Source organism: Herpetosiphon geysericola, from assembly GCF_001306135.1.
Classification (GTDB): Bacteria; Chloroflexota; Chloroflexia; order Chloroflexales; family Herpetosiphonaceae; genus Herpetosiphon; species Herpetosiphon geysericola.
Genome location: NZ_LGKP01000035.1, coordinates 161,220 through 188,105 on the forward strand (window position 1 = coordinate 161,220; position 26,886 = coordinate 188,105).

Genomic DNA, 26,886 nt, shown 5'->3' on the forward strand with positions numbered 1-26,886 from the left:
CTGCCGTCAAGTATACCATAAGCGTTTGGCTTATGGTCAGTCAAGCAGCCCCAACTATCCAGATGTCATATTAGTTCATACAAACAGCTAAAGGCCCGTATTTGTTTGCTTGTAACCTCAAATTTCTTGCTCACAGAGCTGCCTGGCGGCTGATTTATGTTTCCCAGAGTTTATGATAACCAGCTTCGGTTGCTTTGTAACCCAGCATAAAATCGCAAATTTGGCTCTTGTCATATTCTAATATTTTTGATATAAATACATATAATCTAGAAAAGTAGAATATTGCATGAGGGCAATCATATGTTTAACCGAGGTTTGATGCTGCTTTTGGTCTTGATTGTGGTTGGATGTGGCGAGACGGCCAATCAACCAACCACAATTCCAGCCAGCGCGACTACTGTTCCTGCAACCGCTATTGATCCGACGGCGGTTCCCAACCAGCCAACGAGCGCAGCGCTCACGCCAAGCATGGTTCCTAGCACGCCAACGCTAGAGGCGACCAATCCAACGACGGCAACGATTAGCAATCCCCAATCGACTGAAGAGGTACTGGCGTTTATTCGCCAAAATCCGAGCAATGTTAGCTTGGTGAGCTATAGCACCAACAGCGATGGCAGCATTAACAACGCTGATCCGCTGATTGAATTCAATGCGCAGCAAGCACTGCCCTTGGCTTCGACCATGAAAATCGTGATTTTGGCCAGCTATGCTCAAGCAGTCGAGGCAGGTACGCTTGACCCTGAACAACCAATTAGCTTGGCCGATTGGGAAGCTTGGTATTGGCCAAATACCGATGGCGGCGCGCATCCAGCAGCCTTGAAACGGCTTGGCATTCCCGCCGATCAACGTGGCTTTGCCAATGATCAAGCGCAAACTGTGCCGCTCAAAAGCTTGGCTCAAGCCATGATTTTCGAGAGCGATAATGCTGCCACCGATTATTTAATCGATCGCTTAGGCATTCCAGCGCTTGATCAAACGATCGTTGAGCTTGGTATGCAACAGCAAACCAAAATTGTGCCCATCGTCGGGCTATTTCTGTTGGTGATGAACCCTGATGCGCCAGCAGATGCAACGAGCATGCAAACACTATTGGAGCTTGATCAAGCCGGAATCGAGCAACAAGCGTTGGCACTGGCCGAGCGCTATCAAGCAGAGCCGGAATGGCGCAAAGCAGCCCAAGATCAGACCCAATTGCAGCTTGATCTGGCACAACAAAGCCAAGTTTTTGCTCACATTATGCCCAAAGGTAGTGCCAGCGATTATGCCAAGGTTATGGCTTTGGTTGGCAATAATCAATTGCTTAGCCCAGCAGTTTCGCAAACGATGCGCGAATTTTTAGAGTGGCCAATGACGATTCCTGGTAACGAAACAATGTTCACGCATTTTGGCACCAAGGGCGGCAGTTTACCCGGAATTCTGACTGAAGCGATGTTTATTCAGCCTGCGCAGGGCGAATGGGCTGATCGCACCAAAGTTGTCGTGTTGTTCTTCAACCAATTGCCTGAGCAAGCATGGATGGGCTTGATGCAATCGTTTATTCAACAGCAATTTGCCGTGCAACTCGCGCTTGATCCTACATTTGCTGAATCGGTGGCAAGCCAGCTAAAATAAGCCGATTTCAGCCAGAGGAGCCAATGTTATGGATTCAGCTCAATCATTGCTAGATCGAATCGCTGCTTTAGAGGCCCGCGTAAGCGCTTTAGAAACCCAAAATCCTGCAAGTATAGCAGCAACCAACGAAGAATTGGGTTTGGTGCGTCAACTCCAACAACGCACAGGCAGCGATTATGAGCATGAGCTTGGCCATGGCGCGTTTCTCTTTGCTGGCTCAATTAGTTCAGTGCTTGGCAATTATGTTTGGCAGGGTGAGCATGGCTTGGGCGAATTGCTGCGCCACCCTGTCGAACAAATAATTACTGTTCTGAGTGCCTTGGCTAGCCCAATTCGTTTGCAGATTGTTCAAACTTTGCTTGAAAAGCCAGCTAGCAGCCAAAGCCTGTTGGAGCAATTGCATATGCAATCGGCTGGCCAGTTGTATCATCATCTCAAAGAGTTACGCAATGCTGGGATTATTATCCAACGTGGGCGCAGCGACTACAGCTTAGAAATAAAGGCCTTAATTCCGGTGATGATCATTCTCGCAGCAGCCAAAAATATTGTTGATTGAGGGAGAAATGAGAGTATAGAACAAAGAGCATAGAGCATAGAACTTGGGGATTAGGGGTCGGGGGCTGGGGATCAGGCTCTAGGCTAACGGAACATAATCCGAATAATCTGTGCAATCTGTGGCTAAAAATAAAATTATTCGTGGAATTCGTGCAATTCGTGGCTAAAAGAGCTTCGTGCCCTTCGCGGTTTCCAGCCTTCGTGCTCTTCGTGCTCTTCGTGGATCAACATCTACTCGACCACAACCTTGCCAACCACCGCATAATCGCCAAGCAACAAGCCATTTTGGCTCCACACGCCAGCGCGGCTCCAATCGCCAAACTCATCAAACCAGCCCATGCGCACTTCGTATTGGCCTGGTTCAAGCTCGGCAGGCAAATGAATCGTCAGCAAATCTTCCCACCAATCATCTGGTGTCCAGCGCAGCGCTTGCCAAACCCCATCTTGCGGCTGCACATCGAAGGCAAAACTTTCGCTTTCGCTGCCAGGCTTGGCTAAATGCACAAACAACGACCATTTACGATCTTGTTTGCCAACTGCGCGCCAGAGCGTATTGACCAACCAAGGTTGGCCAGCCTTGGCGGTTTGGGGCAATAAAATCCCGCGTAGCTCGATAGGATTAGCCGTATCTGGCCGCCACAAAGCCAACACTGGCCGCTCTGGCTGTGGCTCAACCACTAAATAGGGATAGGCGGCGCTGATCACTGTATTTGGCAGGCCAACCGCCATGGTTACTAATAACGCTGGCAAAAGCCAAGCCGCCGTTTTGACGCTGCGCTCAAGCCCCATTGCCAAGGCGCATGCAGCCACCGGAGCAGCCGGAAACAAGAATCGCGCTTGCCAACCAACTTGGCCGCTCAAGACTGCAAAGGCAAATGTCCATGCAAACGAAAGCCCAACCAAGGCCCACGCGAGCTGCCAGCGCTGCTCGATGCGCCAGCGTCGAATACCCAAAATTGCGAGGCCAATCCAGATTGCCAGCAACCAATACAGCCATTGCGGCGCGGCCACGCTCATCCAGCCAAAGCGCGCAATCAGCGACGTGCCCAAGGCATGCATGGCCTCGCCCCAATCGTGCAGGCTGAATGGCGAGAAGGTCGGGCTGCTAAATTCGCCTTTATACAAGCCCAAACCAAATGGGTCGCCATACAGCAGCAGGTTGCGCAGATACCACCAGCCAGCAATCGCCATGCTGCTGAGTGCAATCCAAGCAATGGCTGAGCGTAATTTGAGCGTATGCCGCAAGTGCCACAAGCGCAAGCCAATTAAGGGAATTAACATGACTGCGCTTTGTTTGGTGAGCAAGGCCGCCCCAAGCGTTGCCCCAACTGCCCATGGCCACCAAGGCTTCGGATGTGGCTCAAGCAACAGCCACAGCAGCATTGCACACAACAGCCACAGCAACGGATCATTCGAGACTAAAACCGAGTGAAAGAGCAATTGCGGCCAAAAGGCTAGCAAACTTGCAGCAAACAGCGCTAATGATTTGCGCAAGCCTAAACGCAAGCCAATGCTATAACCAATCACAATCGTCAATGTGGTACAGCCAATTGAAAACCAACGCAAACGATGCCAAACCAACACATCTGCTTGGTAGGGATGGCGATCGATCGAGCGCCATGCAAAAGCCGCTGGGTCTTTGCCGCCAGCCCAAATCCAATTATGATTATTGGCCAGAATGACTACTCGATCTTCGAGCGCAACCGAGCGCGCCAAAGGCTGCATGAGCCAATAGGCCAAGGGTGGTTGATGGCCTTCGCCTGGTACATCGCCCGCGCGTTGGTCGGGCAGGCGATTGTTGCGAGCCACAAACAAGGCATATTCTGCATGACCAGGCTCATCGGGGCCTTCGCCTAACGGAATGCGCGTACTCCACCAGACCGCTAGCGTGCAATACACCAGCAGCAACAGCAGCAAAGGCCAATGGTAGCGGAAGCGTTTTAATGCAGGCATTGAAGCAAGGCGCTGAATGAGGCCATTCAGCGCCAATCGGAGAATTAACCGAATTGTTCTAAGAAACGACCATCGTTGGAGAAGAACCAGCGAATGTCGTCGATGTCATAGCGCAACATTGTTTGGCGTTCTGGACCCATCCCGAAGGCAAAACCGCTCCATTCAGCGGGATCGTAGCCGCCGTTGCGCAACACGGTTGGGTGAACCATGCCAGCGCCCAAAATTTCCAGCCAGCCACTCTTTTTACAAATCCGGCAGCCTTCGCCACCACAGATGAAGCATTCGATGTCGACTTCGACACTTGGCTCGGTAAACGGGAAGTACGAAGGTCGATAGCGCACTTTAACATCATCTTTGAACATGCGGCGGGCAAAATTGGCCAACGTGCCTTTAAGATCTGCCATAGTAATGTTGCGGCCAATCACCAAGCCCTCAACTTGATGGAACATCATCTCTGAGCGAGCGCTGACTGGCTCGTAGCGATAGCACTTGCCAGGCAAAATCACCCGAATTGGCTCAGGGTTCAACGTTCGCATCACATGAATCTGGCCTGGTGAGGTGTGGGTGCGCAACACAACTTTTTGCTGCGGATCATCAGATTGCACATAGAACGTGTCCCACATATCGCGGGCTGGGTGATGCGCAGGCATGTTGAGCAATTCAAAATTATACTCATCTGATTCGACTTCGCGGCTTTCCCAAACTTGGAAACCCATTTCAGCAAAAATATGCTGAATCCGGCGCAGCGATTGGGTGCTTGGATGCAAACGGCCAATGTTGGCTGCCCGCCCAGGCAAACTAATATCAACTGCATCTTCTTCAAGCTCTTGATGCAATGCTGCGCTTTGCAAGCGTGATTCCAAAGTTGCTTCTTGTTCGCTCAGCGCCTGCTTGATTGCCCCGAAGCGTTGGCCAAAGGCTGGCCGATCTTTGGGGTCGAGCTTGCCAATTGATTGACTTGCCTGGGCCAACGAACCCTTTTTGCCTGTCCATTGAGTGCGCCAGGCTGCCAAATCATCAAGCGATTGGACATTGGCCAAGGCTGCTTTGGCCTCTTTTTCAATCTGATCTAATTGCTCAAACATGCCATTCCTACCTTAACCAACTAATTATGCTCCGCGTAGTGTAGCATACTCATTGGGCTTTCTGTTCATTCAAATCACGAAGTTGGATTCCAGCGGCACTTACAACGGCCAAATGGCTCATTTCTCGTCTCCGCGCATCATTTAAGTTAGCAGCAGACGAACGCTGGCGCAAATCAACTGCCGTGCGATAGCCTTGTTGGCGCAAGCTTGCCGCCGCTTGAATGACCAAACTATGGTCATCGCCAACCACCAGCACGCTCTTGTTCGGTATAATCTCAGCTGGGGCAACTGCCGCCACGATTCGTTCGAGGCCATAGGCAAAGCCAACTGCTGGCATGGAGCGCCCACCGAGCGCTGCAACCAAATCATCATAGCGTCCGCCGCCGCACAATTGCAAGCCATCAGCGCCATCGATCTCGAAAATGAGGCCAGTGTAGTAATGCAAGCCACGACCCATGCCAAAATCGAGCACAACCTGATCTGCTGGCACGCCATATGCCTTGAGTAAATCAAGCGTGGTTTGCAACTCATCCAAAGCATCGGTTGCAACCGTATACTCTGTGCAGAGTTCGCGCATGTGCTGCATAACGCTTGGCGCAGGGCCATGGGCCGCTGTCAGCGCCGAAAGCAAATGCCAAGCGCGATCAAGGTTCAGCGTATCGTCGCCACGGCGTAGTTTGCGCACCAAGCGCTGAATAATTGCTTGGGGCTCGCGACCACCGCTATCGAGGCGCACGCCAAGGCTTGGCACCACGCGCAAGAGCAGCGTTTCAAGGTCTTGGTCGGCGAGGTGAGCAAGGCTAGCTAAATCGACTGGAAGCTCATCATCGTCGTCGCGCCATTGTTGCTTAACCGCATCAAGCCCTTTCGAACGAATCCGTTCGAGGCTCCAAGTGAGCGCCGAGATGATGCGTTCTGGTAAGCCAAGGCTATTGAGCAACGTCTTAATCACGCCAATATGGCCAATTGTTAACGTCCATTGCTCAATGCCCAACTCGCGCAGGCCAGTTACAGCCAAGCCAAGGGCTTCAGCATCGGCCAATGGGCCAGGCGCACCGAGCAATTCGATGCCAACTTGGGTAAATTGACGATAGGTTGCGCGGCGCGGGCGTTCGTAGCGAAACACCGGGCCAGCGTAACGCAAGCGCAACGGAATCGGCGCATCGCCCAAGCCACTGATGACCGCTCGTAAGACCGAGGCCGTCCATTCAGGGCGCAGGGCCAAATCGCGGCCAGCTTGATTCCAATGGTACAATTTGGCGATGAGATCATCACCAGATTTCTTTAAATACAATTCACGATGCTCAAGCAAGGGCAACTCAATTGGGTCGTAGCCAGCTTGATCAAAGGTAGCGGTTAATGTCTGAATCAGTGCCTGACGTTGGTGAACGGCAGCGCCAAACAGGTCACGCGTTCCACGAACCACTTCAGGAGTTAATTGATAGCCCACAGGTTCCTCCGAGCACAATTAAGCCACATTGTACGCGAAAATTCGTTGTGGGTGAATGGAACCAATGAGGGTCGTATAGCGTAAAGTACTTATGTCTGCCTTGACGACGATAGAGTGGCGTGATACGCTGCTTTTGTTGGTACTTTACAGCTTGTTAACTGCCACGGGAAGGAAAGCCTATGCATGGATTAATGATTTTTTCGGGATTATTTGGTGCGTTGGCAGTCATCTTTTGGTTCTTCGGTCAGCCAATTTGGTCATTGTTAAATGTCCCCCGTCAACTCAACCAATTGTGGCAAGGTGTTTCAGTTCGGCGTAATCACGCAATTGAACACGCTACCGTCAATGTGCTTGAAGAGCGCTATGGCTCGCAGATGGTTGATGGCTGTGCGACGACCGAAGGTTTCCGCATTCGCGCCGCGATTGATCCAGCGTTATTGCTCGATGCTGCCCGCGAAGGCCTTTTGCGGCTGCAACGCGGCGATCGTTCAATGGCAATCTATCGTCGCTGTGCAACGGCCATTAGTTTCTGTTTTCTAACAGTTGCCTCGGTTGGCCTTGGCATGGTTGCCTTCCTGGATATGTTGTCGAGTACCAGTATTTTCTTGGCATTAACCATTGCTGGCGCGCTTACACCGAAATTAAGCCCTCTTTTTCAACGCTTTTTTACAACCTCGCTTGATGTTAAGGGCATGACTATTGGCGCAATCGAGTTAGTGCCACCAACGTTGTTTATGGGTTTGTCGTTCGCTGCTGGCGGCGCAGAGTTCGCCGTGCGCACCAAACCAGCTCGCCGCATCTACCAACCACCCTATCGCTATGGCGAACGGGTTCCGGTCTATGTGCCAGTTGAAAACAATACCCGCCAACGCTAAATCAGCCTGAATTAACCAATAATCAAAAGCCGAAGTTTAGTGCTTCGGCTTTTTTGTTGCCCAAAAAATCACCCTTGTGTCTGCCCTTGGGGATGACTCTATACTAGCGCTATGAACGAACCGCTTATCTCAATTGGCAACTTTGCCGAGGCAACTCGGCTTTCGCTCAAGGCCTTGCGTTTGTACGATCAACTGGGCATTTTATCAGCTCGCTATGTCGATCCACACAATGGCTATCGCTACTATCACGCCGAGCAACTGGCACCTGCTCGCTTGATTAGCATGTTGCGCCAAATCAACATGCCGCTGGCCACGATTCGCCAAGTAATTGCTGGCGATGCCAAAGATGCCGAGATTTTGCTTAGTCGCTACATTCGCTCGGTCGAGTTGCAGGCAATCCAAGCCCGACGTGCCCAAAGCCTTATTCTCGGATTAATTCGTCAAGAAGGAGTTTGTATGAGTCTCGAAGTAACTGTCCGCCAACAAGCAGATCAGCCCATCCTGAGCATCACCAAACGCACGTTTGTTAACGAGTTGGATAATGTAATTGCCCATGCCTTCCACAGTATGGAACGCTTTGCTGCTGATAATAATTTAGTTGTGCGTGGGCCTGCATTTGGCATTTTTCACGGCACGATTAACGCCGATGATGACGGCCCAATCGAAATTTGTTTACCAGTTGATCAGCTTGTTGAGCAGCAAGGCGAGATTGTTGGGCGCATTTTGCCTGCTGGCAAAGTTGCAGTTGTGACTATGCATGGCGATCAATGCGAGTTTCCGCATATTTTGGCTGGCTACGATGCTGGTAGCGATTGGATCAAAGCCAATGGCTATGTTGTCTCCGATTCGCCGCGCGAAATCTGGGTCAACCCGCCTGGCCCTGATGCCTTGATGGAGATTGCTTGGCCCTTCCACGAAGCCTAGATGTGATGCACTCAGCCCCCTTGCTCGCATCCAGTGGGTGAGGGGGCATAAAATCGTTATAACAAACTAATCAGCCAATGCAACAGCGGCGCCATCAACAAGGCTGGTAGCAACGAAGCCACCCGAATTTTGGTTAGATCAAGCAGATTGATGCCGACCCCAACCACCATCAAACCGCCAACCCCAGTGATGATCAACACTCGTGGATCAACCGCTGGATTGGGCAAAATCGTGGCTAAGGAGCCAGCAGCGAGCGCTACGCCACCTTGATAGATTAAAATAATCAGAATCGAAAAGCCCACGCCGATGCCAAAGCTGCTGGCCAAAGCGACAGCTGCCAATCCATCAAGCGCCGCCTTGATGATCAACAGCTGGGCATCGCCAACCAAGCCATTGTTGATGCTGCCAATCAAGGTCATTGGGCCAATACAGAAGAGCAACGAGGCTGCGACAAAGCCCTCGGTAAAGCGTCCGCTGCCGCGAAATTTGGCTTTGAGCCAATCGCCAAGCGCTGCCAAACGCTCCTCAACCTGCCACCACTCGCCAAGCAAGCCACCAACGACCAATCCCACCAAGCCGATGACCACGCCATCGACCACAATTGGTTGGCTGGCTTGGGCGGTGCTTTGCAAGGTTGCGCCTGCTTTATTCATGCTGCCAGCCATCGATAAACCAATAAAAATTGTTACCAAACCCAAGGCCTGCATAATCACCGTTTGCATGCGTTCAGGCAAGCGCCCGCGTAGCGCCAAACCCAAACCCGTACCGAGCGCCACCGTTACCACGTTGATGATTGTTCCATTGAGCTTTGCCCACAAACTCAGATCCATTCTGCATACTCCTAAACAAAAACCACGAAGCCTTGGCGCTTCGTGGTTGTTTGGCATATGGTGACCCCGGCGCGACTCGAACGCGCGACACACAGTTTAGGAAACTGTTGCTCTATCCACCTGAGCTACGGGATCGTACCAACGGCAATTATGCTTAAGCCCGCCCGAAATGTCAACCCCGTATAAGTAAGGATGAGGGATGAAAGGGAGAAGTCAAAAGGCAAAAGTCAAAATGAACCTAGAGAGCATAAAATAAGGATGAAGGATGAAGGATGAGGGATGAAGGCGAGAGCATAGAACAAAGAGCATAGAACATAAGGATTGGCTATAGGCTATTGGCTTTTGGAATCCCAAAAAAACGTTCCGCTAGCCTATAGCCTTGCTTCGTGTTCTTTGTGGTTTAGAAACCTAAACTTTGCCCTATGTTCTATGCTCTTCCTGGTTAAATTTGCAAGCCAATCTCGAAGCTGGCACTATAGCCTTGGCCGCTTGGTACAACCGTCAAGACTGTTTGGCCAGCGCTTTGTTGATAGATGCCATCGCCATCGTTGAGTAAGGTGCGTACACCTTTGGCAACATACGGCGTTTGCGCATGCACCACATCGGTCAGGCTTTCGTCGAAGAAAAATTGTGAAGTAAATTCATAGCCTGCATCGGTGCGAATTTTAAAGTGAATATGCACCGCCCGCCCTTGATACCAACCAGGATAGATTGTGGTGAAGTTGGCAACCCCAGCGTCATCGGTGCGCTGATAACCCCGCAGGAATTTCTGCCCAACTGTGTCAAAGCTGCGATCGGTCGCATCCGAATAAACGCCATCAGCATCACAATGCCACAAATCGACAATTGCCCCTGCTAAGGCCGTACACGTACCAGCCCCAATTTGACTGACCACCACTTTAATATCGAGCTGCGTGCCTGCACTAACAGCGTTATTGCTGGGATCAGAACGAATATCCGAGCGCTCTAATTTTTCATCAACAAAATAGGGACCTTCGGTTAACTCGGGCCGTACAATACAACTTGGCAAGGCTGCAACGGCCTCGCTAGTAGCGGTTGCCTCGGCTGTGCTGGTGGCCGCGCTGGTCGCCGTTGCAACCTCGCCGATTGTGTTGGTTGCTGCTGTTGTGGCGGTTGTGGTTGGCGCATTCGCCTGGGCAACGCTGGTTGCAGTTGGCGTTACGTCGCTGCTACAACCAGCCAAAACCGCTGCCGAGCCAGCCAAACCAAACAGTTTGAGCACCTCGCGGCGACTCAAAATCCGGCCAACTGGTTGATCATCATTATCCATGGCAATAACTCCTTGTGCATAAACCGCCCAAGCAGCATACCAAAGAATAATGAAGAAAACTTAAAGATTTTATAAGTAATTAGCTAAACATATGGATTAATAATGCCACCAAGGCAATGATTGCTGGGCCACCTTGGACAAATAAAATCGAGCGTTTGGCCGTCAAGCCGCCATAAATCGCCGCTACCACTACACAACACACGAAAAATAATTGAATTTGTAAGCCAAAATCAGGATTGGGATGCACCAAGCCCCAAATTAAACCAGCCGCCAAAAAGCCATTGTATAAGCCTTGGTTGGCTGCCAACGATTTGGTTTGTTGGGCAAACTCAGGCGTTAAGCCAAACGATTTGGCAGTGCTTGGCTTGGTCCAAGCGAACATTTCCAAATACAAAATATAGATGTGTTCGACCGCCACCAAGCCTACCAAAATTAAACTTACGATTGCCATAGCCTGTTACCTTTCCTTGGTTGCTAACTGTTGACAACTAGCTAGCTATAGTACCGCAAAAATTCAAATGTCAGAAGGCAAAAGTCAAAGGATGAAGAAAGAGCATAGAACATAGAACATAATCCTAAAAATCTGTAGCCACAAAACTTAACCTTCGTGCTCTTCGCGTCCTTCGCGGTTTCCATCCTTCGTGCGCTTCGTGTCCTTCGTGGATAAGATTTTAACGCAGAGGCGCAGAGAAGATATGGCTATAGGATAACTTTAATTCAAACAAAAGGGTTGAAAGCAAGCGCATAACCATCCACAAAGCACATTTTAGGGGGTACAGGGGGATGAAAACCCCCTGTGTTCCCCGCCTTGAGGCGGGGAACACAGGGGTGGTACGTTTCTAAAACTAACCTCTAGTTAGTTCATCCTCGATTGGTAGCCAGCGATAGGCAGTGCCCTCGGGCACGACATAGCCAAAGCTTGGGGTTGGAAAGTGGCATGGAGCAACTAAGGTTTTGCCATCACTTACTTGGGCTAACACGGCTAGCCGCGTGGCTTGCGCTTGATCACTATCAACATCCAAACCGGTGGCAAAGCTTGGCTCAAACATTTGAATTGGGTTGAAAAATATATCGCCAGCAAGCAACACTCGTTCGCCTGTGCCATGGTCAATCACAAGCGCGGTGTGGCCTGGGCTATGGCCTGGGGTAAACCATGTTGTGATGCCTTCTGCCAGTTCAAAATCTGGATCAAAAAACTCAAGCCGACCTTGGGCTTCGAGCCACAAAACCTGATCCTGCAAGTAGCCAGCGCGCTCAGGGCTGTGCTGTTGCATAAACGCAATCAGGCCTTTTTCTGCTTGATGAGCCAAATAGCGGGCATTCGGAAATCGTGCTTGCAAACTGCCATCGACATAATGGGTATTCAGCCCAACATGATCAACGTGTAAATGAGTTAGGAAAACCGTATCAATCATCGCAGGATCAACGCCCAGCAATGCCAATTGAGCTTCAAGTTGTTGGCTGCTCAGTGGTTGCGTTGGCGCTGGAGCCTTGCCCAAGCCAGTATCAACCAAGATCGTGCGCTCTGCTTGTTGAATCAGGTAGCAATGCACACGGCCTAGCAGGGTTTCTGGATTGTAAAACGAGCTTGGATAGCTCGCACGAACCTTATCCCAAATCTCGCCGCTGACTGGAAGTATCGGCCATGGCGTGGTGACATCGACGATTGCGGTAATCGTGCTTGGCCCAAGCTGAATTGTGCGCTGGTGGAGGGTTGACATCAATAACTCCTTGCTTTTGTCGGTATGCTATACTACTTGAATATGTTGAATTAGCGTTCAACTTGATTATATTGAACTGTAGTTCAATTTGTCAAGAGGGAAATTAACCATGGTTGATGATTCCAAAACTGCGAAAAAACCAACAGCGCAACGAGCTGATGCCCAACAAAATCATGGCCGGATTCTGGCGGCGGCCAAGGCGCGTTTTGCCAGTGATGGCCCAAACGCCGCGATGGATGCGATTGCGCGGGATGCTGGCGTGGCGGTTGGCACGCTCTATCATCATTTTGGCTCCAAAGAAGGCCTGTTGAATCTGGTGATTCATGAGCATTTTCAGGTGGTGATGGATTTTCTGGCAAGCTTGCAGGATTCGGCAGATCCTTGGTGGGCGGTCGAGCAGCTGGTGCGGGGCATGGCCAAACGCCAACTCAAAGATCGGGCGTTTAAAACCATGATTCAGCAACATACGAATTTAATTGCAGCCAGTAGCCAAGCTAAACAGGGCATCAATCCGGCAATTCAAAGCTTAATTGACCGTGCCAAAGCTGCTGGCTTAGTGCGTGCCGATTTGCAAGCAGGCGATTTATCGATCTTATTGGCGGGATTGCCGATCGGTGATGATCAGGCTGAACAGCGCGAACGCTATCTGGCAATTGTGTTGCAGGGCATCAAAAGCGAAAGCTCATAAGCATGTATAATGGGGCGGGCAGACTCCATTTGGCGGGTTTGCCATTGAATTTGCTTGCTCAACAACGCATGAAGGAGCGTTTTCAATGCAATACGGCACCAAATTAGCCGAAGGCAAAACCAAGATTATCTATGCTCACCCTGAAGACCAAAGCTTGGCCTATATGCTGCAAAAGGATTCGATTAGCGCTGGTGATGGGGCACGACGCAATGAAATCGAAGGAAAAGGCGCGATCAGCGGTCGCACCTCGGCTAATGTCTTTGCCTTGCTCAATCGCAGTGGCGTGCGCACCCACTACAAAGCCGATCCTGAGCCAGGCGTGATGGTCGTTGAACGCTGCGATATGTTGCCCTTGGAAGTCGTGATGCGGCGCTTGGCAACTGGCTCATACTGCCGTCGCCACCCTGAAACGCCAGAAGGCACGCGCTTTAGCCCACCCTTGGTTGAGTTTTTTTATAAAGACGATGCCAACCACGATCCGCAAATTGATTTGGCTGGGATTGTTGAAAAAGGCTTGGCAACTGCCGAGGAAGTGCATTTTATCGAGCAAGAAGGCACGCGGGTGTTTGAATTGCTCGAACAAACTTGGGCCGAGCGCGGCGTGCAATTGGTCGACCTTAAAATCGAATTTGGCCGCACTCCCGATGGTACGTTGATCGTCGCCGATATGATCGACAACGATTCATGGCGCTTGTGGCCCGATGGCGATAAGAGCAAAATGCTCGATAAGCAGATTTATCGCAATTTGCAAACCGTCACTGACGAAGCGTTACAAAACCTCAAAGCCAAATACGAAGAAGTTCGCGATATTACCGAGAGCTTCCGCTAAATTATTGCTTTTTACTGCGCCGCGTTCCATGCTTGTGGAGCGCGGTTTGGTATTAAGAGAGAAATTGCAATGGCCGCCGTGCTGCCGCAATTCCTGCTTGCACAATCCGTTGTGCCACCTCAACCCGATAGCGCCAATGCTCGACGTTACGATCATAGGTTGCTGCTTGACTTTGCTGAGCCTCTACATCAGCAGCTTGGGCTTGAAACTGATCGGGAATCTCCCAATCCAAGCCATCAACTTCGCAATAATTAAGTTTAAACCCACCGCGATGGAGCAAAATTGGCCATTCTGCATCGGTGCCAAGTGCATCGATTGGTGGGCTATTAGCCAAAATAAAATGCGCCGCAACTGGCGTAAAGCCGCGTGCCCCAGCGCTAAAATCCATTGGCGTGCCGAGGAAAAACGAGGCCATGGTATTGCTGGTGCGTTCGGTTTCGATCAAGGCGCGGGCATGGGTGGCGTAGGCTTGCCAGGTGCGGCCAATAATCAAACAATGGGTTTGCGAGCGTTGGGCGATGCTAGTTAATTCGTTAGGTCGCGTCTCGATCCAGCGCAAAGCCCGATCAAAATCGATTGCATGAATATAATTTGGTTGAGCTTTGAGCGCTTCGGCCAAGGCCACATGCCTGCCTTGTACCCACTCGTTGGTTGGCACTGCGCGCACGTTTGGCAAGGTGTTGAGCGTTTGCAAGAAGGCTTGGTCAATCGTTGGCGGCGTGCTGATCACAATTGATCGATAGAGCTGGCTTAATTGCGGCAAAAGCCGTTCAAAGCGCGCCAATTCGCCACGTGGCTGCCAAGCTGAGGCTAAAACTAAGCTCATCGTTGCCCTTCACTCAAGCGCAAATCAACCAGCGTCAACTGCACCGAACTACGGCCATTCCACTCGTTGAGGCCAACTGTATACACAATGTCGATCTGTGCGCCAGTATGCAATTCGGTCAGCCAATCGCCGAGGTTAAAGCCAATTGCATTTTGATAATGGCGACCTTGTTGCAAACGCAAGCGCAAATGTTGATTTTCAGCGCCAACGCCTTTTGCTTCGATGATAGTTACGCGGCGACTGCAAAAGCGTGGTTGTTGGTTTTCAAGCCCAAAGGGCGCCATTTTTTCGAGCACGCTCAGCATCTCAAGATTCAGTTGGTCGAAACTGGCTTCAGCATCGATCGCCAATTGCGGCACCATCATTTCGTCGCTAATTTGTTGATTGGCAATTGCCTGCAAACGCCGGGTAAGCTCTGGAATATGTTGATTGGCAATCGTAAAGCCAGCGGCAGCAGCATGGCCACCATATTTTTCAAACAAATCGGCACATTCGGCCAAAGCGTTGACAATATTAAAGCCTGGTATCGAACGCGCACTGCCGCGGCTGGTATGTTCTTCTTTGCCCATCACCAGCACTGGGCGGGCAAATTCTTCGGCCAATTTGCCTGCTGCTAGCCCAACCACGCCATGATGAAAATCCTCGCCAACAATCACCAAAATTCGTTGATCAAGCTGGCCGCTGCTTTGGGCCAGATCACGCGCTGCTTGTTGCACATCGCGAGTCAAGGCTTGACGCTCAAGATTGGTGCTATTCAATTGGTCGGCAAACCCATCGGCTTGGGCTTGTTCAGGCGCCAACAACAAACTATAGGCAATGCTGGCGTCGACCAAACGGCCAGCAGCATTAATCCTTGGCGAAAGCCGAAAGCCAACGCTGCTCGCATCAATTTTGCCTTGCTCAACCCCAGCCACTCGCAACAAGGCCTTTAATCCAGGCCGTTGGCTTTCGTTCATGGCCTGCAAGCCAAAATGGACTAGGACTCGATTCTCGCCAGTCAAGGGCATCATATCGGCGATTGTGCCAAGCGCCACTACATCGAGAATCTCGCGGGCACGCAGGTTGGTAGGCTGAATGCCTGCGCGCCACAAGGCCTCGTAGAGCTTGAACGCTACGCCTACGCCACACAAACCCTTGAACGGATAGCGGCAATCGCTGCGTTTGGGGTCAACGACTGCATAAGCTGGGGGCAAATGCAATGGCGGTTGGTGATGATCAAGCACAATCGTATCGAAGCCAAGATCGTTGGCGCGGCTAATTTCAGCTGCATTGCTAATGCCACAATCAACCGTTACGAGCAGATCAATGCCTGCTTGATGCAATTTTTCGATTGCTGCCAAGTTCAGGCCATAGCCTTCGCCCTCGCGTTTGGGAATATACGGCTTTACTTCGAGATCAAAGGCTTTGAACAATTGCATTAATAAGGTAACGCCAGTCACGCCATCGGTATCAAAATCGCCATAGACCACAATTCGTTGTTTGTGCTCAATCGCTAGCTTAATCCGTTCGACCGCGCGATCCATATCGTGGAGCAAAAAGGGATCGTGGCGTTGTTTCCAATCGATATTGAGAAACTGCTCAACCGCTGCTGCATCGCGCCAGCCGCGATTCCATAAAATAGTTGCTAGCAATGGATGGTACTCGCCGAGGCTGCGAAGTTGGCTTGGCGTGGCCTTGGTTGGCAATTGCCAATGGCGCATAACACGTTGATTGAGCATAAAATCCCTCATGAGCTGGATTAGTTTGGCGATTGTAGAGATAAGCAGCGCAATCGTCAAATTGATTTGGCTGAATAGTTCATTATAGAGCCATAAGCAAGCATTTTTTGGCATGGCCAAAGGCCCATTAATCGTGCTGATTAATGGGCCTTTGCGGTTGAAATTAATTATTTGCTTGTTGCTGGGCGGGCAGGCAAGCCTCGTTCGCTCGCCAATTGCTGGCGTTGACCAGTTGGCTGGCTGAAGTTGTTGCTTGTCGTAATTGAAAGGAGATTATTGTATTCGCCATTCAAGGCTTCGTGCACTTCCAAGACTGCGCCATAATTGGTTGCAGCATTGTAGGCATCGGCCTGCACATAGATCTTGGTTTGGGCCGCTATTCGGTTCGACCAAGCGCTTCTGCTCGTCGAATAATATTGATCATACGGCTGCAAACTGATCGATTGGCCTGGCTCAAGGCTTTGGGTCACGCCCCAAACAATCCCTTGCTGCGCAACATCCCACCATTGTTGGTTGACATGGCTTGGCGCTGGATTTGGCGCGAGATACAAATCGACCCAAAATGCTTCGTTGACTGCACAATTGCCTTGGTTGGTCACGATAACTTCCAACTGCTGCTCGACCGTGATACTGCTCACCACCAAATCTGGGTAGCAATTGCGGATCACCAAGGGCAAGAAATTGCGGCTGGTGCCCACAAATGGCGTGCCAGTGGCGGTCGCCGTATTGGTTGGCGTACTAGTTGGCGTGTTGGTCGCGGTTGCTGTGGCCGTATTCGTGGCGGTTGGGGTTGTGGTTGGGGTTGGTGTGTTGGTCGCGGTTGCTGTGGCCGTATTCGTGGCGGTTGGGGTCGCGGTTGTGGTTGGTGTATTGGTTGCGGCGCTTGGCACACAGCCAGCAACCACAATATCATCAACATTCCAGCCAGGAGCGCTAACTAAGCTGTCGCTACCCATGCGGAAGCGCAACCAAACCGTTTGGCCTGCCAAGGAGGTCAAATTGGCAGTTTCTTCGATATACACTGGATAATCGCCGCTCATGCCAACGAAGGCCGATCGTCCTGATAAGGGATTATCGCTCTCAAGCGTTAGCACATCATCGTAGCCCGAGCTGGTAAAGAAACTCCCAAGATCGTTGAAAGTACTACCATCGGTGCTATATTCAACCACCCCACCATCATAATAAATATCAAATGGCGTGTTGTTGCGTTTGGCTGAGCGTTCGGGCATCGGCGTTGGTTCGCCGCCACCACCTTCGGTATCAAACTCAAAGCTATAGTTATGGTTGAAATACAACGTTACGTCACTTGCGCCAGCTGGAATTGTGATGCTTGCCATCGTCGTTAGCCGTTGATCGCTAATCGTCTCAGGATTGTCGGCATGCCACGAAAGGCTGGGGCTATTAAAGCTGCTGCTATCTAAGGTCCACGTTGGGCCTGTGCCACTGACATTCCATAGCGGTTCGCTGCTCACACTATCGCTGAACAACACTTGCAGGTTGCTGCCTGGGACACATGCACTTGGCGGCGTGGTTGGGGTAACTGGCAAGGCTGTATTGCTGGGTGTTGGCGTGTTACTTGGTATATTAGTTGCCGTGTTGGTTGGCGTGTTGCTGGGCGTATTAGTCGCCGTGTTGGTTGGCGTGTTACTTGGGGTAAATGTTGGCGTATTGGTCGCCGTATTGGTTGGCGTGTTGCTGGGCGTATTAGTCGCCGTATTGGTTGGCGTGTTACTTGGGGTAAATGTTGGCGTATTGGTTGGCTCAGGGGCAACCCAACATTGCGAAAACTCCGAGGTTTCGTTCGTAGTCGTATTCGTTGCTAAAATCGTGATATTTGGGGCTGGGCTGGGAAACAGCTTGGTAAACGTGCTGTATCCAGCAGCATTGGTCGTGAAAAAATCACTTTCTAAGAATTGTTGACCCTCGCCGTAGCCCGAGGCATCGCACGTAGCGTTGCTATAGAACGCCAAGCGAAACTCTTGGCTGGCAGTGCTGTTAAGCGTCCCTTGAATCGTAACCGTTGTGCCATTATCAACTACATTCGTGACGACTGGATAATTTTGGGTGCTGTTCGGGCCTGCATCAAGATCATCAAGATCGTTGGAGGTGGGGCCATCATTATTAATATCAATGCCTAAATCAGTATTGAATGCAATGATATTTTCGCTCAATAAGCCTTCGCCGCCGATTTTGATGTTGCTCGGAGCCAATTCGCCCAACTCCGCCAGCATAATCCCATCGCCTTGGTTGCCAAGCGGGCTGTTATCAAGTGCGACGCCAATGCGATTGCCTTGCACGGTAACGTTGGTAGGGTCGAAAACGAAGTTTACCCCATTGCTGTCATTGCCACTGATCAGGTTGCCCTCTGCTTCATCGGCAGTTTCGTCGCCGTCAGTGCCCAGCACTAAGCCTGCAACTTCATTTTGAATTTGCACCCCAGCTCTGTTTGGGCGGGCAACTAATCCTGTACTGTCAGTCCCAATGTAATTACCACTGATGATCGTATCGGTAATTGGCTGATTGCCACCACCAACGCCAACCCCAAGATCGCTATTGCCGCTAATGATGTTGCGTTCTAAAGCATCGCTCATGCCATCGCCATTGGTACCGATGCGCGTGCCGTTTGGCCCAAAACGCACCACAACCCCACGCTGGTTGCCAACGGCGGTCGTGCCAGTTGGATCAAGCCCGATAATATTGCCTGCAATGACATTATCGGTTGGGAAGCCGCTGGAGCCACCGCTAAATTCGGCAATTTGCACGCCCTCTGCGCCATTGCCACTGATCACGTTGCCTTCGACGGCATCGCGCACGCCATCACCATTGGTTCCAATGATCGTCTCAATCGTATTGCCACTAATCTGAATACCTGTATCGTTGGCTGCTGCGGCAGTTCCGGTTGCATTTAATCCAATATAATTGCCACTAATCCGATTATTCGATGAGTCAGAAATGGAGATGCCTAAGATATTGCCGCTGATGATATTGCGTTCGGCTGAGTCGCTAATGCCATCACTGTTGGTGCCGATTGTAACATTACCGATCGTTGGCCCATAAAATTCGATGCCAGCGCGATTATTACGCCCGGTATTGCCATCGCTGGCCACCCCAATATAGTTACCGGAGATGCGGCTATTCGCACCACCTGAGAATGAAATACCATTGAAGGTTTGGCCAGCAATAATATTGCCTTCGATCGCATCATTGCTGCCATCGCCATTGGTGCCAATAATCGCTTGATTGCTGTTTGGATAGAGCAAAATGCCCGTATTATTGCCGTTGGCGGTTTGGCCGTCGGCTTCGAGGCCGATAATATTCTGCGTAATCCAAACATTATCGCCTTTAACGTTAATCCCAATCCAAGTATAAAAGCTTGGACTGCGGGCAGCATTCACAACCAAACCGCGAATCACTGAATTATCAGCTTCGACTGACAGAATTTCAGTATCGTTAAATGCGCTAGGATCGCTCAAACCTGAGCCATCGATCTCGACCACCAAGCTCATTGGCCAAGTGCTACAATTGCTGCCTGCTTGGCTACAGCCGTCAAGCTGAATTTGGGTTTGCAGTGCTGGTAGTTCGCTTGTCAGAACGATGGTTTTAACCCCAGCCCCTGGAATCGCAAAATTAATCGTATCAGCAGCAACATTGGCATTCGCGGCATTAATCGCTTCACGCAAGCTACAATCTTGGTTGCCTGCGCCAGTGCCAAGCGCATCGCAGGCGCCATCGTCAGTATCAGCAATGGTATTAACCACAAAGGTTGCTACTGGAGCAAATGGCTTTGGCTGTGCTACAGGTTTTGGCGCTGCTGGTGGCGAATTCAAGGCGCGCAAGCGTTGAATGCTCAGCGGCACTTCGCGCTGAGCAGGAGCCTGATTCAACGCCTCAGCTCGTTGCAAGACCGCTTGATCGAGCTGTTTGGCAGTTGGTGGGGCGAGCCGTTGGGCAGCGACAGGGCGATTGAGCAGCGCCCCAGTCACAATCAATAAACCGACCATTCCTAATGAAAGCAAACGAATAAAACGCAGTGAAAATGGATGCTTCATAGACCTACCTCTGGCATCAGCATTGACGACCTCACACAAAACAGACCATTTGGAATTAGCGCTGAACGAAAATTGCCAATGCTACAACAACGAACACCAAATGCTGATGCTTGGTGTTCGTTGTGATTTGCTCCAAACTATTGGGGCTAATTTGTGGCGTTTATTGCCACAAATTGGCTTGTTGGGCCATGATAATGCTCATAACCTTGTAGGTGAGTTTGGCACTCACAAAATTTGGCGCATGGAGCTGTTCAATCGGTGCTAATTCCATAACATCAAAGGCCACAACCTTCGAGGATTCTTGCACTAGAATACGGGTAATTTCGAGCACTTCGCGCCACGTCAGGCCATCTGGCTCAGGCGTGCCAGTCGCTGGCACAAGGCCAACATCCAAGCCATCAATGTCGATTGTAAAATAGACCTGCTTGCCGCGCACAAAATCACGCAAGGCTTGTAGATGCAGCCCATCATGGACATTCTCACTATAGAAGGTCGTAATGCGTGGGTCAGTTTTGATCAGCTGGGCTTCGCTAATATCCAACGAGCGAATGCCCAATTGCAACAAATCGCCAGCGCCAACATCGAGAATTCGGCGCATTGCACAGGCATGCGAGTGTTTGCTGCCCTCGTATTCGTCGCGCAAATCGGCGTGAGCATCTATTTGTACCGTCACAAAATCGCCATGAACTGCCTGCAAACCTTGGGCGACAGCGCCAGAAACTGAATGCTCGCCGCCAAGCACGCACACCAATTTGCCCAAGCGCGCGGTTTGCTCAACTGCTTGGGCAATGCTTGCCATGGCGCTATCAGGGTCTTGATCATTCACCTCGACACTGGGCAAGGTATGGACGCCCCAAGTTTTGGCTGGCTCGTTATCAAATTCACGATCGTAAAATTCGACCTGTTGCGAAGCCTCGATAATTGCCGCTGGACCATTAGCCGTGCCACCGCCATAGCTCACCGTAGCCTCAAAGGGGATAGGCAAAACCACCACCTTGCTCGTGTCGAGCGTGCTATACTGCTGGTCTAAGCCCAAAAAATTATCGGGAGTGGTATGTGTCATCGTTTTCCTCATTCCACAAAAGTACTATTAAGAACCGTAAAGAGAACCATAGAACCGCACCGCAGAAACGGGTATAATCACCATTGTACGAGACAAACGGGCGCTGACGATCAGCAATTTAGTCAATAACGAGGATACCAATGAGCGTCGAACATGTATTAGCCGACTTTCTCGAAGCCAATCTTGCGCGCTTCGCCAAACACGCTGGCGAATTGCTGCGCCAAGTGCCCAATTCGCCCTACACCAAGCTCTCAGACGCAGAGTTGATTCCCCGCATGCAAAAACCGTTTGTTGCCACCATTGAAGCCTTGCGCGGCGATATGCAAACCCTGATTGATTTTTCCCGCCAATCGATCAAGCCTGTCGTTGATAATCCTAACGCCAGCAGCGACATTGTGGCCCAAATTGGCGAGGCGATCTACAGCACCCTCAAAGTGGCAGCCCGCGAATGTTTTGCCGATGATGAATTGAATTATGCCTTGGCGTTGGCCGCCGCTGCTGAAGTGACCTTTATCTCAAATAAAAATAGTTATCAAGCCTTTGTCGATATTCGCGAAGCCCGCATTCGCGAACGTGAAGAAACCTTGCAGCAAATGACCAGTGAATTGGATCAAGCCAATGCTGCGTTGCGCGAGCTGGCAGCGCCGATTGCACCAATTCACGATAATATTTTGGTGTTGCCGTTGGTTGGTTCGATCGATACCAACCGTGCCCAAATGCTTACTGAAGATCTGCTTGAGCAAATCGTTGCCCGCCAATCCGATATTGTAATTATGGATATTACTGGCGTGCCAATTGTTGATACCAATATCGCCAATTATCTTGTGCAAACGACCAAAGCAGTCAGCCTATTGGGCGCCCAAGTCATTTTGGTGGGCATTAGTGCCGAGGTGGCACAAACCATCGTTGGCCTTGAACTCGACCTGCGCCAATTATCGGTGCGGGCCAACTTGCAAGATGGCATCGAATATGCACTGGAGCAAGTTGGGCTTGGCATTCGCCCCTTGCACGAGCAACGTCGTGGATAAGCTCGATTGGCATGATCTGCGTCCGATCATTTTATTGGATATTGATGGCGTGATTAATATGTTTGGGCGCTTAGGGCCAACCCAACAGCGCATTCCGCCAGGCATTCCAGTTCAATATCCGCCGCAGATTCATGCTTCAATCGCTCGCTTAGCCAAACTTGGTCAGCTTATCTGGTGTTCGACGTGGCTGCAACTGGCAAATTTTGGCTTGCATAGCGACCTTGGCTTGCCAGAATTACCCTTAATCGAGCCGTTGGCCGAAAATCCCAAGGCGATTTTGTGGAAACTCAACAGCGTTGCCAAACACCTAGCAGAGTGGCAAAAGCCAATTATTTGGATCGAAGATGGCTTTCGGCCTCAGGTGCATAGCTGGGCACAGCAACGTAGCCAACAAGGTCGTTTTACTCAATTGATCGATGTGCGCGAAACTGGCTTAATTCCCCAAGTTGTTGACCAACTTGAACAGACCCTTGCCCGTTTCGCTGCCTGAGGAACTACCTATTTCATGTTGACTCATCTTGATGATCATGGTCGGGCGCATATGGTTGATGTTGGGGCCAAGGATGTAACCCAACGTGAAGCCCAAGCCCAAGCAGATGTGCGCATGCAACCAACAACCCTAGCATTATTGGTGGCCGGAGAATTGCCCAAAGGCGATGTATTGGCAACAGCCCGCATCGCTGGGATTATGGCCGCCAAACGCACTGCCGATTTGATTCCCTTGTGTCATCCACTGCCGCTGAGTGCAGTCGCGATTGAGATCGAGGCGCATCCCGACCAATCGTTATTGCGTATCATCAGCACGGTGCGTTGCACAGGCCGCACTGGCGTAGAAATGGAGGCGCTGATGGCAGCATCAGTCGCAGCCTTGACCATTTACGATATGGCCAAAGCTGTTGATCGTGCTATGGTGATTGAGCAGGTTTTTGTTCGCAATAAAACGGGCGGCGCACGGGGCGACTTCCAGCATCCCCTCACTCCGCTTGATACCTCAGAGTAAGCTTTGACTATCGAGCGTAGAGCGCCTCGCCTGTGACCTACATTGTCTCAACGACGCGGCAGAATGGTCATGAAAGGTTGTCTCTATGCGCGCACTTGTATTTAGTGGCGGTGCCAATCGCGGTTCACTCCAAGCAGGAGCCGCCCTTGCCCTGCTCGAAGCAGGAATTACCCCCGATTTAGTGGTTGGCTCTTCGGTTGGTTCAATCAATGGGGCAGTTCTGGCCTGTAATCCCAGTTTGGCTGGCATTCAACGCATTGCCCAGCGCTGGAAAACTGTTAAACGCGATGATATTTTTCCTGGTGGCTCGTTGCGTTCTGCCTGGCGGGTGATGCGCGGACGTGGCTCGCTGCACCATAATCATGGCTTACGCCGTTTTATCCTCTCCCTCTTGCCGCCCAATATTCGGCGCTTCAGCGATTTGGCAGTGCCCTTCTTTGTGACCGCTACCAATTATCGGACTGGTGATATGCATTTGTTTGGCGACGATCCCCGCGAGCGTTTGGTTGATGCCTTGATGGCGAGTGCCGCTGTGCCGCCCTACTTACCAGCCTATCATTATCGTGGCGAAACCTACCTTGATGGCGGCTTTGTCTCGAATTTGCCAATTGGTGTGGCCTTGCAGCAAGGGGCAAGCGAAATTTGGGCTTTGGAAATTGGGCTTGATGCTGCTTCCACCGTGCCACCGTTTGGCATGCGTGGCTCGTTGACCCGTACCTTCGATGCCTTGATGCGCCGTCAAATGGCCCATGAACGCGAGTTAGTGCGCTTGGCTGCCAAGGTTGGAGTCAAAGTCCATCATATTCAAATGTTGCATTACAGTGGGCTTGATGTACGCGATTTTCGCTATAGCGGTCAGTTGATGGATTTGGGCTACCAAAGTGCCAAAACCTACCTCAACGAGCAAAGCCAATTAGCACCAGTTGCTGCGCCAATCGAGCCAGCTCGCCGCAGCAAACTTGAGGCTGCTTTGCGCACCAGCATTGCTGCCCAAGCCCAATTAGCCCGCTTACGCTTTGGCATGCTGCGTGGATTGCTCCGCCGCCAAGGCCTCCCGCAGGATTCGGTTATTCCACCAAGGTAGTTGTTGCTGAAATTTTAGAATGCTTGGGCGTAGCAAAAAACTACGCCCAAGTGTCGTTAAGCGGCTGTGCGCGAGCCACGCCCGCGAATTGTCCAAACAATATTGGCAATCAAGCCATAGGAGATGTAGCTCAGCGGCAAGACATAGAGGAATTGGCTTGGCCGCGACAAGGCCAAGACGAAAATCGCAATAAACGCGATTCGAATCGGCAAGAAGGTTTCAAAGGCAATTTGCTCAACGCTGGGAAAACGCAAGGTGCTCACCATCAAAAAGCCCGTAAAGCCAATTAATGCGGTTGCCACATATGGGTTGAGCGCACCAGTGTAGAGTGCCAACGAGGCAGCGGTCATGCCCGCCATCGGAATCGGCATGCCCACGAAGAAGCGCTTATCCGAGCTGGTGATTAAGTTGTAGCGGGCTAAGCGCCCAGCGCCACAACAGACGAAAATCCCTGCGGCAATCGTGCCTAGCCAGCCGACCTCACGCAAAGAAACTTGATAAATCAGCAGCGCTGGAGCCGTGCCAAACGAAACCACATCGGCGAGCGAATCAAGCTCCTTGCCAAATTCGCCGCTGACGCCCAGCATGCGCGCTGTTCGGCCATCGAGTGTATCAAAAATGGCAGCCAAACAAATCAGCACAGCGGCTTTGAAGGCCTCACCATCAACAGCAGCAATAACTGCTAAAAAGCCGCAAAACAGGTTGCCCGACGTAACCAGATTGGGAACCCATGAACGGCGAAATTTCACAGCCATGCTCCAATCTGAGTCAGCCCACCTTTGATGGCTTGACCCTTCTTAACAAAGACGTTGATTGAGCCGCTTGGGACCAAAATATCGGTGCGCGAGCCAAACTTGATTAAGCCAAAGCGCTCGCCAGCACCTAATTCTTCGCCAACTACTGGCCAAGTCACAATGCGGCGGGCCACCAACCCAGCAATTTGGCTGATCAACACTGGGCCATGCTCGGTTTCAAGCCCAATGTAGGCCCGTTCGTTAACAATATCGGCCTCGCCATCCCATGCCGCGCGAAATTCGCCTTGGACATAATCGCGATATTGCACTGTGCCAGCGCAGGGCGTGCGATTGATATGCACATCAAACACCGATAAGAATGTAACAATTCGGGTAGCCTTACCGCCAATAAAGCGTGGCTCATCGACCTCATCGATCATGGTGACATGACCATCGGCGGCGGCGTAGAGAATTGAACTATCGGCGGGGCATTCGCGGTCTGGGTCGCGGAAGAAATAGCTGGTAAACGCGGTAAGGGCGAGGGGTAGTGCCGCTGCCTTGCGACTAAATAACGCTGTCAGGGCGGTCAAGCCCAAGCCGGCCCCGATGAAAGGCATGCCTTCGATGGCGATACCTGGCAGTGAACGGCGAACACGAGCGCGGGTAGAAGGCATGAAGCGACTCCTTAAAAAACTATCAGACAGGCCTTGATGGGCGCTGTAACACGCATGCTTGAATTGAGGCGTAATTATACCATCGTGCTTTATTAATGCTAGCTTGAATGAATCACCATTCGACAGACTTGGCTTGATTGCATACAATGCCAAGCGCTTGCAAGCCCACACCTAGGGCTTGAACTTAGCACATACGAACCCTGCAAAAAAAGGTTTCAACGATTTAGACTGTTGGTTCAGAGATTGCTTGCAACAATTGAACCACAAAGCGCGTCATATCGATAGCAAATACAGAACACAAGGTTCGGAGGCAAACAATGCAACCACGGTTATTGCGCTCCTACTACGACCGCAAGCTTGCTGGCGTATGTGGAGGGTTAGGTGCTTATTTTGAAATTGATTCAACGCTGGTGCGTTTAGTCATGATTTTACTCATCTTTACAGGCTTAAGTTTCTTTATTTATCCTGTATTGTGGTTAATTATGCCAAGCGAAAAACCTGGGGCTATGCCACCACCTTTTATGCCACACCAGCAAGCGGGCGTCGTGCCACCACCACAGCAACCAATCAACGCTGCCCGCCCAGCATATCGCTATGACCCATTTACCGGCCAGCCAATTGCTGAGCAACCAGAGGCCTATACTGGCACAACCGTCCAAGTGCGGCCAGACCAGTATATGCCGCCATTTATGCAGGGCCAACAACCAGCGCCAGTCCCAACGCCAGCGCCACGTTCAACCCGCAACAACAAAAAGGTTCTTGGGTTGTTGTTGCTGGCATTTGGCTTGATTACGATGCTCGATAAATTTAGCGGTGCTGCCGAATTCATTACGCCATTGCTCTTGATTGGTTTAGGAATAATGCTGTTTCGTCGGCGCGGATAAGAGAGGGGTTTGCG

At 51.1% G+C, this 26,886-nt stretch carries 24 protein-coding genes and 1 tRNA gene; 11 read left to right on the top strand and 14 right to left on the bottom strand.

Going from position 1 to position 26,886, the window contains the following annotated elements; all coding sequences use genetic code 11:
* Positions 1-300: 300 nt before the first annotated feature.
* Positions 301-1,611: a serine hydrolase gene (locus SE18_RS21530; RefSeq protein ID WP_054536538.1), complete on the top strand. Its 1,311-nt coding sequence runs from the start codon at positions 301-303 to the stop codon at positions 1,609-1,611.
* Positions 1,612-1,639: 28 nt separating this feature from the next.
* Positions 1,640-2,167, top strand: coding sequence for an ArsR family transcriptional regulator (locus tag SE18_RS21535; protein WP_054536539.1), 528 nt, complete (start codon positions 1,640-1,642; stop codon positions 2,165-2,167).
* A gap of 230 nt (positions 2,168-2,397) precedes the next feature.
* Here the strand turns inward: SE18_RS21535 and SE18_RS21540 are convergent, their stop codons facing one another.
* Genes SE18_RS21540 through hisZ form a run of 3 tightly spaced genes read right to left on the bottom strand, consistent with a single transcriptional unit; the run spans position 2,398 to position 6,654 of the window.
* The gene (locus tag SE18_RS21540; protein WP_054536540.1) at positions 2,398-4,119 is read right to left on the bottom strand and encodes a phospholipid carrier-dependent glycosyltransferase; all 1,722 of its coding nucleotides are present in this window, start codon (positions 4,117-4,119) and stop codon (positions 2,398-2,400) included.
* Between the two features lie 44 nt (positions 4,120-4,163).
* The gene (gene pheS / locus SE18_RS21545; RefSeq protein WP_054536541.1) at positions 4,164-5,204 is read right to left on the bottom strand and encodes a phenylalanine--tRNA ligase subunit alpha; all 1,041 of its coding nucleotides are present in this window, start codon (positions 5,202-5,204) and stop codon (positions 4,164-4,166) included.
* A 49-nt stretch (positions 5,205-5,253) separates the two neighbouring features.
* Positions 5,254-6,654: an ATP phosphoribosyltransferase regulatory subunit gene (hisZ, locus tag SE18_RS21550; protein WP_054536542.1), complete on the bottom strand. Its 1,401-nt coding sequence runs from the start codon at positions 6,652-6,654 to the stop codon at positions 5,254-5,256.
* A 179-nt stretch (positions 6,655-6,833) separates the two neighbouring features.
* On the opposite strand from hisZ, the gene SE18_RS21555 reads away from it, so the two are divergent.
* A complete protein-coding gene (locus tag SE18_RS21555) occupies positions 6,834-7,529 on the top strand; it encodes a DUF6391 domain-containing protein (protein ID WP_054536543.1) in 696 nt (231 codons plus the stop codon).
* A 111-nt stretch (positions 7,530-7,640) separates the two neighbouring features.
* A complete protein-coding gene (locus SE18_RS21560; protein ID WP_054536544.1) occupies positions 7,641-8,453 on the top strand; it encodes a MerR family transcriptional regulator in 813 nt (270 codons plus the stop codon).
* A gap of 56 nt (positions 8,454-8,509) precedes the next feature.
* Here SE18_RS21560 and SE18_RS21565 read toward each other — a convergent pair whose 3' ends face one another.
* The 5 genes from SE18_RS21565 to SE18_RS21585 all read right to left on the bottom strand — a co-directional run bounded on the left by SE18_RS21565 (position 8,510) and on the right by SE18_RS21585 (position 12,295).
* Positions 8,510-9,283, bottom strand: coding sequence for a DUF554 domain-containing protein (locus SE18_RS21565; RefSeq protein WP_054536545.1), 774 nt, complete (start codon positions 9,281-9,283; stop codon positions 8,510-8,512).
* Between the two features lie 58 nt (positions 9,284-9,341).
* Positions 9,342-9,418, bottom strand: a tRNA-Arg gene (locus tag SE18_RS21570).
* A 307-nt stretch (positions 9,419-9,725) separates the two neighbouring features.
* Entirely contained in the window at positions 9,726-10,574 is an 849-nt protein-coding gene (locus SE18_RS21575) for a dioxygenase family protein (protein ID WP_054536546.1), read from the bottom strand.
* Between the two features lie 79 nt (positions 10,575-10,653).
* Positions 10,654-11,025 carry a DUF1304 domain-containing protein gene (locus SE18_RS21580; RefSeq protein WP_054536547.1) on the bottom strand — a complete coding sequence of 124 codons (372 nt, stop codon included), beginning with the start codon at positions 11,023-11,025 and terminating at the stop codon, positions 10,654-10,656.
* Positions 11,026-11,419: 394 nt separating this feature from the next.
* Positions 11,420-12,295, bottom strand: coding sequence for an MBL fold metallo-hydrolase (locus SE18_RS21585; protein WP_054536548.1), 876 nt, complete (start codon positions 12,293-12,295; stop codon positions 11,420-11,422).
* A 109-nt stretch (positions 12,296-12,404) separates the two neighbouring features.
* On the opposite strand from SE18_RS21585, the gene SE18_RS21590 reads away from it, so the two are divergent.
* Positions 12,405-12,983, top strand: coding sequence for a TetR/AcrR family transcriptional regulator (locus SE18_RS21590; protein ID WP_054536549.1), 579 nt, complete (start codon positions 12,405-12,407; stop codon positions 12,981-12,983).
* Between the two features lie 85 nt (positions 12,984-13,068).
* Entirely contained in the window at positions 13,069-13,812 is a 744-nt protein-coding gene (locus SE18_RS21595; protein ID WP_054536550.1) for a phosphoribosylaminoimidazolesuccinocarboxamide synthase, read from the top strand.
* A 52-nt stretch (positions 13,813-13,864) separates the two neighbouring features.
* Here the strand turns inward: SE18_RS21595 and SE18_RS21600 are convergent, their stop codons facing one another.
* From SE18_RS21600 to speB, 4 genes are all read right to left on the bottom strand, one after another.
* On the bottom strand, positions 13,865-14,638 hold the full coding sequence (locus SE18_RS21600; protein ID WP_054536551.1) for a hypothetical protein: 774 nt from the start codon (positions 14,636-14,638) through the stop codon (positions 13,865-13,867).
* Positions 14,635-16,356, bottom strand: coding sequence for a single-stranded-DNA-specific exonuclease RecJ (recJ, locus tag SE18_RS21605; protein ID WP_054536897.1), 1,722 nt, complete (start codon positions 16,354-16,356; stop codon positions 14,635-14,637). Before recJ ends, SE18_RS21600 begins: the two co-directional genes overlap by 4 nt.
* Positions 16,357-16,523: 167 nt before the next feature.
* Entirely contained in the window at positions 16,524-20,405 is a 3,882-nt protein-coding gene (locus SE18_RS27735; RefSeq protein WP_054536552.1) for a right-handed parallel beta-helix repeat-containing protein, read from the bottom strand.
* A gap of 160 nt (positions 20,406-20,565) precedes the next feature.
* The gene (speB, locus tag SE18_RS21615) at positions 20,566-21,468 is read right to left on the bottom strand and encodes an agmatinase (protein WP_054536553.1); all 903 of its coding nucleotides are present in this window, start codon (positions 21,466-21,468) and stop codon (positions 20,566-20,568) included.
* Positions 21,469-21,608: 140 nt separating this feature from the next.
* Here speB and SE18_RS21620 point away from each other — a divergent pair, with 140 nt between their 5' ends.
* From SE18_RS21620 to SE18_RS21635, 4 genes are all read left to right on the top strand, one after another.
* Positions 21,609-22,496: an STAS domain-containing protein gene (locus SE18_RS21620; protein ID WP_054536554.1), complete on the top strand. Its 888-nt coding sequence runs from the start codon at positions 21,609-21,611 to the stop codon at positions 22,494-22,496.
* Positions 22,489-22,986 (top strand): hypothetical protein, encoded by a 498-nt coding sequence (locus SE18_RS21625; RefSeq protein WP_054536555.1) that lies wholly within the window; start codon positions 22,489-22,491, stop codon positions 22,984-22,986. The genes SE18_RS21620 and SE18_RS21625 overlap by 8 nt, the downstream gene beginning before the upstream one ends.
* A gap of 15 nt (positions 22,987-23,001) precedes the next feature.
* Positions 23,002-23,496 (top strand): cyclic pyranopterin monophosphate synthase MoaC, encoded by a 495-nt coding sequence (gene moaC, locus SE18_RS21630; protein ID WP_054536556.1) that lies wholly within the window; start codon positions 23,002-23,004, stop codon positions 23,494-23,496.
* An 85-nt stretch (positions 23,497-23,581) separates the two neighbouring features.
* A complete protein-coding gene (locus tag SE18_RS21635; protein WP_054536557.1) occupies positions 23,582-24,580 on the top strand; it encodes a patatin-like phospholipase family protein in 999 nt (332 codons plus the stop codon).
* 56 nt (positions 24,581-24,636) lie between these two features.
* Here the strand turns inward: SE18_RS21635 and pssA are convergent, their stop codons facing one another.
* Complete coding sequence (gene pssA, locus SE18_RS21640; protein WP_054536558.1) at positions 24,637-25,329, bottom strand: CDP-diacylglycerol--serine O-phosphatidyltransferase; 693 nt, start codon at positions 25,327-25,329, stop codon at positions 24,637-24,639.
* The gene (locus tag SE18_RS21645; protein ID WP_054536559.1) at positions 25,326-25,988 is read right to left on the bottom strand and encodes a phosphatidylserine decarboxylase; all 663 of its coding nucleotides are present in this window, start codon (positions 25,986-25,988) and stop codon (positions 25,326-25,328) included. Before SE18_RS21645 ends, pssA begins: the two co-directional genes overlap by 4 nt.
* Positions 25,989-26,305: 317 nt before the next feature.
* Here SE18_RS21645 and SE18_RS21650 point away from each other — a divergent pair, with 317 nt between their 5' ends.
* Positions 26,306-26,872 (top strand): PspC domain-containing protein, encoded by a 567-nt coding sequence (locus SE18_RS21650; protein ID WP_054536560.1) that lies wholly within the window; start codon positions 26,306-26,308, stop codon positions 26,870-26,872.
* The last annotated feature ends 14 nt before the right edge of the window (positions 26,873-26,886 follow it).

Bases quoted from the DNA above. Each gene is read 5' to 3' on its own strand.
- SE18_RS21530 (WP_054536538.1), top strand. From the start codon at position 301: ATGTTTAACCGAGGTTTGATGCTGCTTTTGGTCTTGATTGTGGTTGGA.
- SE18_RS21535 (WP_054536539.1), top strand. From the start codon at position 1,640: ATGGATTCAGCTCAATCATTGCTAGATCGAATCGCTGCTTTAGAGGCC.
- SE18_RS21540 (WP_054536540.1), bottom strand. From the start codon at position 4,119: ATGCCTGCATTAAAACGCTTCCGCTACCATTGGCCTTTGCTGCTGTTG.
- pheS (WP_054536541.1), bottom strand. From the start codon at position 5,204: ATGTTTGAGCAATTAGATCAGATTGAAAAAGAGGCCAAAGCAGCCTTG.
- SE18_RS21555 (WP_054536543.1), top strand. From the start codon at position 6,834: ATGCATGGATTAATGATTTTTTCGGGATTATTTGGTGCGTTGGCAGTC.
- SE18_RS21560 (WP_054536544.1), top strand. From the start codon at position 7,641: ATGAACGAACCGCTTATCTCAATTGGCAACTTTGCCGAGGCAACTCGG.
- SE18_RS21565 (WP_054536545.1), bottom strand. From the start codon at position 9,283: ATGGATCTGAGTTTGTGGGCAAAGCTCAATGGAACAATCATCAACGTG.
- SE18_RS21575 (WP_054536546.1), bottom strand. From the start codon at position 10,574: ATGGATAATGATGATCAACCAGTTGGCCGGATTTTGAGTCGCCGCGAG.
- SE18_RS21580 (WP_054536547.1), bottom strand. From the start codon at position 11,025: ATGGCAATCGTAAGTTTAATTTTGGTAGGCTTGGTGGCGGTCGAACAC.
- SE18_RS21585 (WP_054536548.1), bottom strand. From the start codon at position 12,295: ATGTCAACCCTCCACCAGCGCACAATTCAGCTTGGGCCAAGCACGATT.
- SE18_RS21590 (WP_054536549.1), top strand. From the start codon at position 12,405: ATGGTTGATGATTCCAAAACTGCGAAAAAACCAACAGCGCAACGAGCT.
- SE18_RS21595 (WP_054536550.1), top strand. From the start codon at position 13,069: ATGCAATACGGCACCAAATTAGCCGAAGGCAAAACCAAGATTATCTAT.
- SE18_RS21600 (WP_054536551.1), bottom strand. From the start codon at position 14,638: ATGAGCTTAGTTTTAGCCTCAGCTTGGCAGCCACGTGGCGAATTGGCG.
- recJ (WP_054536897.1), bottom strand. From the start codon at position 16,356: ATGCTCAATCAACGTGTTATGCGCCATTGGCAATTGCCAACCAAGGCC.
- SE18_RS27735 (WP_054536552.1), bottom strand. From the start codon at position 20,405: ATGAAGCATCCATTTTCACTGCGTTTTATTCGTTTGCTTTCATTAGGA.
- speB (WP_054536553.1), bottom strand. From the start codon at position 21,468: ATGACACATACCACTCCCGATAATTTTTTGGGCTTAGACCAGCAGTAT.
- SE18_RS21620 (WP_054536554.1), top strand. From the start codon at position 21,609: ATGAGCGTCGAACATGTATTAGCCGACTTTCTCGAAGCCAATCTTGCG.
- moaC (WP_054536556.1), top strand. From the start codon at position 23,002: ATGTTGACTCATCTTGATGATCATGGTCGGGCGCATATGGTTGATGTT.
- SE18_RS21635 (WP_054536557.1), top strand. From the start codon at position 23,582: ATGCGCGCACTTGTATTTAGTGGCGGTGCCAATCGCGGTTCACTCCAA.
- SE18_RS21645 (WP_054536559.1), bottom strand. From the start codon at position 25,988: ATGCCTTCTACCCGCGCTCGTGTTCGCCGTTCACTGCCAGGTATCGCC.
- SE18_RS21650 (WP_054536560.1), top strand. From the start codon at position 26,306: ATGCAACCACGGTTATTGCGCTCCTACTACGACCGCAAGCTTGCTGGC.